Below are 6,248 nucleotides of genomic sequence, written 5' to 3'. Positions count from 1 at the left end.
CCAGCCTCGGCCTCCTTCAGGATGCCGATGATCTGCTCTTCCGAAAACTGCTTCCGCTTCATCTGTCCGTCCCTTCGAGGGGCCGGTCTCTAGCTCCAGGTGGATGAAAAAACGGGGGGCACGTCACCTTGAGCGTCGAGGGCGGCATCGTCGCCAACAATGGGGAAACGCTCGGTCAACTCGCCGCCGCGGGCGTCGGCATCACGCGCGTCGGCCGCTTCAGCGTCGTCACCGAGATCGCCGATGGACGGCTCGTGCCGCTGCTCGATGCGTATAATCCGGGCGATGTCGAGCTGATCCATGCCGTCTTCATAGGCGGTGCAACCACGCCGGCGCGAGTGCGGGTATTCGTCGACTTTCTGGTCAAGCGGCTAGCCGGTCGCACCGTCTAGCGGCCGGGAAAGGGCGGCTTCCAGAAACGCATATAGCCGCTCGTCATCGCTCATCGCAACGTTGAAGCGCATATGGTCGCGCCACCCCCCGCTGGTGCTGAACACCGGCCCCGGCGCCAGCACGATGCCCTCGACGATCGCGCGGCGGGCGAGGTCGACGGCATCGGTGCCGTCGGGCAGTCTTGCCCACAGGAAGATGCCGGCCGCCGGCTCGATCCAAGGCTCGATGCCCACCGTGCGCAGCCGCATCGCTACTTTGGCGGTCGCGCGAGCCAGCCGCGTCCGAACACCTTCGACGTGACGGCGATAACTGCCATCGGTCAGCACATTATGGAGCAGGCTGGCCGCGAGCGGGCTGCCCGCCATCGACGTGGCGATCCGCAGGTCGGCCAGCCCCTCGATCCAGTCCGGCCGCGCAGCGATGTGACCGCAGCGCACCGCCGCGGACAGCGATTTCGAAAAGCTGCCGATGCGGATCGTCCGGTCGAGGCCGTCGGAGGCGGCAAGGCGTGGCGATGGCGCATGTTCGAAGTCGGCGAAGATGTCGTCCTCGATGATGACCATATCGTGCGCCTCGGCGATCTTGAGCAGCCGATGCGCGATGGGCGCAGCAAGCGATGCTCCCGTCGGGTTATGGACGCCCGAGTTCGTCAGGTAGAAACGCGGTCGATGCGTCGCGGCGGCCTCGGCGAAGGCGGCGACGTCCGGCCCGGTCGGCGTCATCGGCACGCCGATCACTTTCGCCCGATGCGCCCGCAGCAGCGCGAGGAAGTTGAAGTAGCACGGATCGTCGACCAGCACGGTATCGCCGGGCTGAAGCAGGAACCGGCACACCAGATCGAGCGCATGGGTGCCGCTGTCGGTCAGCAGGATCTGGTCGGGACCGGCCTCGATCCCCTGATCCGCCATCCGCCGCGCGAGCAGCGTGCGGAGCGGGCGCGAGCCGCGTGGCGAGGCATAGCCGGCCAGCGTGCCGTCACCGTCCGCGCGTGCCGCCCCGCGCATCGCCTTGCGGAGCGCGTCGCCCGCGAGCCAGTCGTCAGGCAGCCAGCCGCATCCCGGCATCAACGCGTGTCGGCGCTCGCCCAGCGACTGGCGCAGCATCCACAGCGGATCGACCTCGCGTTCCTGCGCAGTGCCAAGTCGGTCGAGGGCCAATGGTGCGAGCGGCGCGGCGACATAGAAGCCCGAGCCCGGTCGCGAACGGATCATGCCGTCGCCGGCCAGCCGCTCATAGGCCTCGACCACGGTCGAGCGTGCGACACCGATCGACTCCGCCATGGCGCGGATCGAGGGGAGCCGCGCGCCGGGCGTGAGCGTGCGTGCCTCGATCCGGTCGCGGATAATGCGCGCCACCATCCCGGTGCGAGTCTCGTCGGGCTTACTTGCCACCGTGCTGCACCTTTCACCAATACAGTTCGATCGCATCGTATCGATCCGTCACTGTCCGCGCCAGCCTGCCAGCGGCTACATCGGGGCATCATCAACAGGAGATCTGCCCCCGTGACCCGCCCCTTCGCTCTTGTCGACGTGTTCGGTACCGACCCGCTGACCGGCAACCCGCTGGCCGTCATCGCCGATGCTGAGGGGCTGACGACGGAAGCGATGCAGGCAGTCGCGAGCTGGCTGAACTTCTCGGAGACGACCTTCCTGCTGCCGCCGGTCGACCCGTCGGCGGACTATCGCATCCGCATCTTCACCATGGCGCACGAACTCCCCTTCGCCGGGCATCCCACGCTGGGCAGCGCCCACGCCTGGCTGGAGGCTGGCGGGCAGCCGAAACGCGATGGCATGATCGTCCAGGAATGCGGCGTCGGGCTGGTGACGATCCGGCGCGACGGCGACCATCTCGCCTTCGCCGCGCCGCCGCTGCTGCGCAGCGGGCGGCCGACCGAGGCGGAGATCGCGCAAGTCGCCGACCTGCTGCGGATCGACCGGGCGGCGATCGTCGACGCGGCCTGGGCGGACAATGGCCCCGGCTGGATCGCGGTCATGCTGCAGTCGGCCGAGGCGGTGCTGGCGGTCGAGCCGGCGCGGCATCATCCCGAGCATATCGACATCGGCATCGTCGGCCCCCACGCCCCCGGCGGGGAGGCCGCGTTCGAACTGCGCGCCCTGTTCACCGACGCGCATGGCGGGTTGATCGAGGACCCCGTCACCGGCAGCCTCAACGCCTCGGTCGGCCAGTGGCTGTTCGCGAGCGGCCGGGCGAGCGGCCGCTACATCGCCGCGCAGGGCACCCGGCTGGGGCGAACCGGGCGCATCCACGTCTCGCAGGACCACACCGGACAGGTCTGGGTCGCTGGCGCGACGCGGACGTTGTTCAGCGGTCGGACACACGGCTGATGCAGGTCGCGATCCTCACCTTCGACGGCTTCAACGAATTGGATTCGTTCGTCGCCGCCGCGATCCTCAATCGGCTGCGCCCACATGGCTGGGCCGCACACATCACCGCGCCTAGCAAGACGGTGACGTCGACGAACGGCGTCGTCGTCCACCGGCAACGCCCGCTCGCGTTCGTCGAGGAAGCGGATGCAGTCCTGATCGGCAGCGGTGTCCGCACGCGTGAGATCGCCTCAGATGCGGCGATGCTGTCGCGGTTGCGGCTCGATCCGGCGCGACAGCTGATCGCCGCGCAATGCTCGGGCACGCTGCTGCTGGCGAAGCTCGGCCTGATCGGCGACCTGCCGGCCTGCACCGACCTCACCACCAAGCCGTGGGTCGTGGAAGCCGGCGTCACCGTCATCGATGCGCCGTTCGCCGCGCACGGCAACATCGCCACCGCCGGCGGCTGCCTTGCGGCACCCTATCTCGCCGCCTGGATGATCGCCCGCGGCGGGTCGTCCGATTTGGCACGCGAGGCGCTGCACTATGCTGCACCGGTCGGCGAGAAGGGCCGGTTCGTGGATCACGCCCTATCCGTGATCGACGTGGTGCGTTAATCCCGAAAGCTTGCCTGGAAGCTGGTCGGCATCAGCGACACATGCGCGTCCAGCGGCGGTCGCAACTCGAACGCGCGGGGATCGCGGGCGAAGTTCCATAACCGGACAAGGCACCAGTCGCGGCGGCGTTCGTCGGCCACCGCCAGCTCGTTGCGGCTGATGTAGAAGGGCGTGCGCTCCCATCCGTTGGTCGTCTTCACTTCGATAAGGCGCGGGCGCCCGTCGATCTCGAAGCTCGCGATGTCGTAACCGGCACCATCGCCATCCTGCTCCGACACCCAGCGGACGCGGTCGGCCAGATCATCGCGCCCGCCGGCCGCCAGCGACGATCGCTCGTGCCGGACGATCCGCTCTTCACCGGCGCGGCCCAGCGCACGGTTGCGGGCATCGCGCTCCGCCACGTCGAAGCGCCGGGCGATATGCTGCATCTGTTCGAGTTCGTCCGGCGGCGGCGCATTGCCCAGCGTCGGCGGTGGGCCGATCCACAGGGCCGGCGTTTCCTGCACACGCGACGACGACCCTCCGGCCAAGGACAGGCGCGTCTCGGGCGACAGCCACGTCGGATACGTCGCCAGCCAGCGCGCCACGGCATCGACCAGCGATCCCTGGAAGTTGAAGGCAGGCTTGTAGCCGGGGATCCAATCCTCGCCGAGCCCCTTCAGGACGGCGCTGATGTTCTGATGCTTGTATTCGATCGACCCGCGCGGGCGGCTGATCGCTTCCTGCAACCGGCAATTATGCTCGGCCTTGCTGTAGGGACGGCCAGCCTCATCGTCGGCCAGCATCGCGAAGTAATCGGCGACGATCGCGTCATTTTGTTGATCGGTCCAGTCGCCGGAGCCCATCGGCCGAGGCTAGGCGATGCGGGCGAAGCTGTCACGATGGAGTGCGCGCCTGTTGCTCCTTCCTCTTCCACACCGCCGTCCGCAGCACGACATAGTCGCGAAGGAGCTGCACCCGGCGGGGACGGAAGCTGCGTCCGCCCCGTTCCAGCGCTTCGATCCGCGGCACCTCGAACGTGCGATGGGCCTCGCGCAGCAGGCACCTGCCCACCAGCATCAGCGTCCTCGGGCTGTAGGACATGCCGAGCGGCAGGATTTCACGTTCCGTCCGCCGCCCGTTTGCATCGCGATAGGCGATGCGGACGCTGAATTCGTCCCAGCAGGCTTCGCGCAGGAGATCGAGGTCGATCGTGACGGCGGCGCGCGGCTCCGGCGGACGCCACGCTCGCATCGTCGCGTGCGCGGCCTGCCGCGCTTGTCGGTCGGGCAAGGTCGCGACGATCCGCGCGAGCGCATTGCGCCCCGCCGTCGTCAGCGTGTTGTCGCCAAGGTCGCCGAGACTCGCGACCCCCAGCGTCAACGCTTCGATCTCGAGGCGCGAGAAGCTTTGCGGCGGCAGCGCCGGATCCTCGGTCAGCGTGTAGCCGTAACCCGCCGCCCCATCGATCAGCACCCCGCCAACGCGCAGCGTCGCGATAGAGCTGTCGCGGCGAGACCTCCGTCTCCGCGGCAAGGCGGGTCGCCGTCACCGGCTTTGGTAGCCGCCGCAGCGCGTCGAGCAACCGCATCAGTCGATCCGATCGTGCCATCCCTGCTGCCCGAAATTGTCAGGAGCGCTTTCGTAGGGTGACGACGTCATTCAACGCAAGGAGCAACCTGATGCGCACCCTTTACTATTCACCCAACTCCCGGTCCGATACGGTCGTCGCGCTCGCGCGGATGCTCTCGGCCAACATCGACATGCGCGAGGTGACCATCGCGCGACAGGACGGATCGGGCAGCCGCGATCCCGCCAATCCGCACCCGGAAGGCAAGGTGCCCTATCTGACTGACGGCGATGACGCCGTGCGCGATCGGGGCGCGATCATGCTCTACCTGACCGATGCCTATCCCGATGCCGGGCTCGGGCCGCTGCCGGGCGAGGCGGGGCGCGGCGCCTATCTGTCGTGGCTGTTCTATTATCAGGGCATCATCGAGCCGCTGCTGATCCTGAAATGGGCGAAGGTCAGCCATCCCGCGATCACCGCCGGCCTGCGTGACTTCGATACGATGATCGAGCGACTGGCCGAGCCGCTCCGGCAGGGGCCTTGGCTGCTCGGCGAGCGTTTCTCCGCCGCCGACATGCTGTGCAATTCCCCGTTCTTCTGGTTTGCCGACATGATGCCCGCGGATTCGGCGATCCGCGACTGGGTAGCGCGGTGCGCGGCGCGGATGGGCGACGGGAAGTAGGACCACGTCGCCCCACAGTCATGTGACGGTGCCGGGCAAGATTCACGACCTGGATTCGCCATCGATCGGCGGTTGAAAAATGCCGCCGATCGATCATCGGCCGCTTGCCATTTTGTGAACCTTTTTGTACCCCTCGCTGTGCAACTCGCTAATTGGAGAGTTGGTCGTTGACATGGAATCAACGACTTAGCGGGCCGGGAGAAATTGGAGGAATCCTGTCTCCCCGACCAACGATTGTCGAGCATAGCGCTTTGCCTGTTGGCGGTAGCACGTTCGATATGCCCCCTGCTTGGCCATTGCGGGCTCCCATACAATCCGAACAGGTACCGCGCCTACTGAATGGGCTGGCCTGACTGTTGCGGGACATCTCGGCGTGTCGATGCGTTGGTGTCGGTCATTCCGGAGAAACCGATGTCTCATTCCCCGCCCGTTCCGCCTGCCAATCAATCCCCTTATCCCCGGGTCGAACCGCCGCACGAGCATCATGACTCGCCCGTCGCTCCGTCGCCGACGGTCGACCGCGCATCGTCCGAGCGTCGGGTGCGAACCGGCATCGCCGCCGCCTTGGGCATCGGGGCGATTGCCGCGTTGGTGGCAGGTATCGTGGCCGCCAACCGACAGTCACCGGCGTCACCTGCCCGCAAGCGGAAGCCGAAGGGATCGGGCAAGAAGAAGCGCTGATG

The 6,248-nt window shown here is 67.4% G+C and carries 7 protein-coding genes and 1 pseudogene; 5 read left to right on the top strand and 3 right to left on the bottom strand.

Features of this window, described 5'->3' with window-relative positions; translation table 11 throughout:
* Positions 1-122 precede the first annotated feature (122 nt).
* A pseudogene (locus ABD719_RS16810) lies at positions 123-392 on the top strand (LysR substrate-binding domain-containing protein); the annotation flags it as partial.
* Here the strand turns inward: ABD719_RS16810 and ABD719_RS16805 are convergent.
* Positions 372-1,784, bottom strand: coding sequence for an aminotransferase-like domain-containing protein (locus tag ABD719_RS16805; protein WP_344694516.1), 1,413 nt, complete (start codon positions 1,782-1,784; stop codon positions 372-374). The pseudogene ABD719_RS16810 and the gene ABD719_RS16805 overlap by 21 nt on opposite strands.
* Before the next feature lie 111 nt (positions 1,785-1,895).
* On the opposite strand from ABD719_RS16805, the gene ABD719_RS16800 reads away from it, so the two are divergent.
* Positions 1,896-2,738 carry a PhzF family phenazine biosynthesis protein gene (locus ABD719_RS16800; protein WP_344694515.1) on the top strand — a complete coding sequence of 281 codons (843 nt, stop codon included), beginning with the start codon at positions 1,896-1,898 and terminating at the stop codon, positions 2,736-2,738.
* Positions 2,738-3,334, top strand: a complete 597-nt coding sequence (locus ABD719_RS16795; protein ID WP_344694514.1) for a DJ-1/PfpI family protein — start codon at positions 2,738-2,740, stop codon at positions 3,332-3,334. The genes ABD719_RS16800 and ABD719_RS16795 overlap by 1 nt, the downstream gene beginning before the upstream one ends.
* Here ABD719_RS16795 and ABD719_RS16790 read toward each other — a convergent pair.
* The gene (locus ABD719_RS16790) at positions 3,331-4,179 is read right to left on the bottom strand and encodes a protein NO VEIN domain-containing protein (RefSeq protein ID WP_344694513.1); all 849 of its coding nucleotides are present in this window, start codon (positions 4,177-4,179) and stop codon (positions 3,331-3,333) included. The two genes, ABD719_RS16795 and ABD719_RS16790, sit on opposite strands and share 4 nt — an antisense overlap.
* A gap of 31 nt (positions 4,180-4,210) precedes the next feature.
* Entirely contained in the window at positions 4,211-4,849 is a 639-nt protein-coding gene (locus tag ABD719_RS16785) for a helix-turn-helix transcriptional regulator (protein ID WP_344694512.1), read from the bottom strand.
* Positions 4,850-4,995: 146 nt separating this feature from the next.
* Between ABD719_RS16785 and ABD719_RS16780 the strand changes: the two genes are divergently transcribed.
* On the top strand, positions 4,996-5,565 hold the full coding sequence (locus tag ABD719_RS16780) for a glutathione S-transferase family protein (RefSeq protein ID WP_344694511.1): 570 nt from the start codon (positions 4,996-4,998) through the stop codon (positions 5,563-5,565).
* A gap of 411 nt (positions 5,566-5,976) precedes the next feature.
* Positions 5,977-6,246: a hypothetical protein gene (locus tag ABD719_RS16775; protein WP_344694510.1), complete on the top strand. Its 270-nt coding sequence runs from the start codon at positions 5,977-5,979 to the stop codon at positions 6,244-6,246.
* The last annotated feature ends 2 nt before the right edge of the window (positions 6,247-6,248 follow it).

Origin of the sequence: Sphingomonas cynarae, assembly GCF_039537815.1 — a bacterium.
GTDB lineage: Bacteria > Pseudomonadota > Alphaproteobacteria > Sphingomonadales > Sphingomonadaceae > Sphingomonas > Sphingomonas cynarae.
This window is presented reverse-complemented; position numbering and strand designations above follow the sequence as displayed.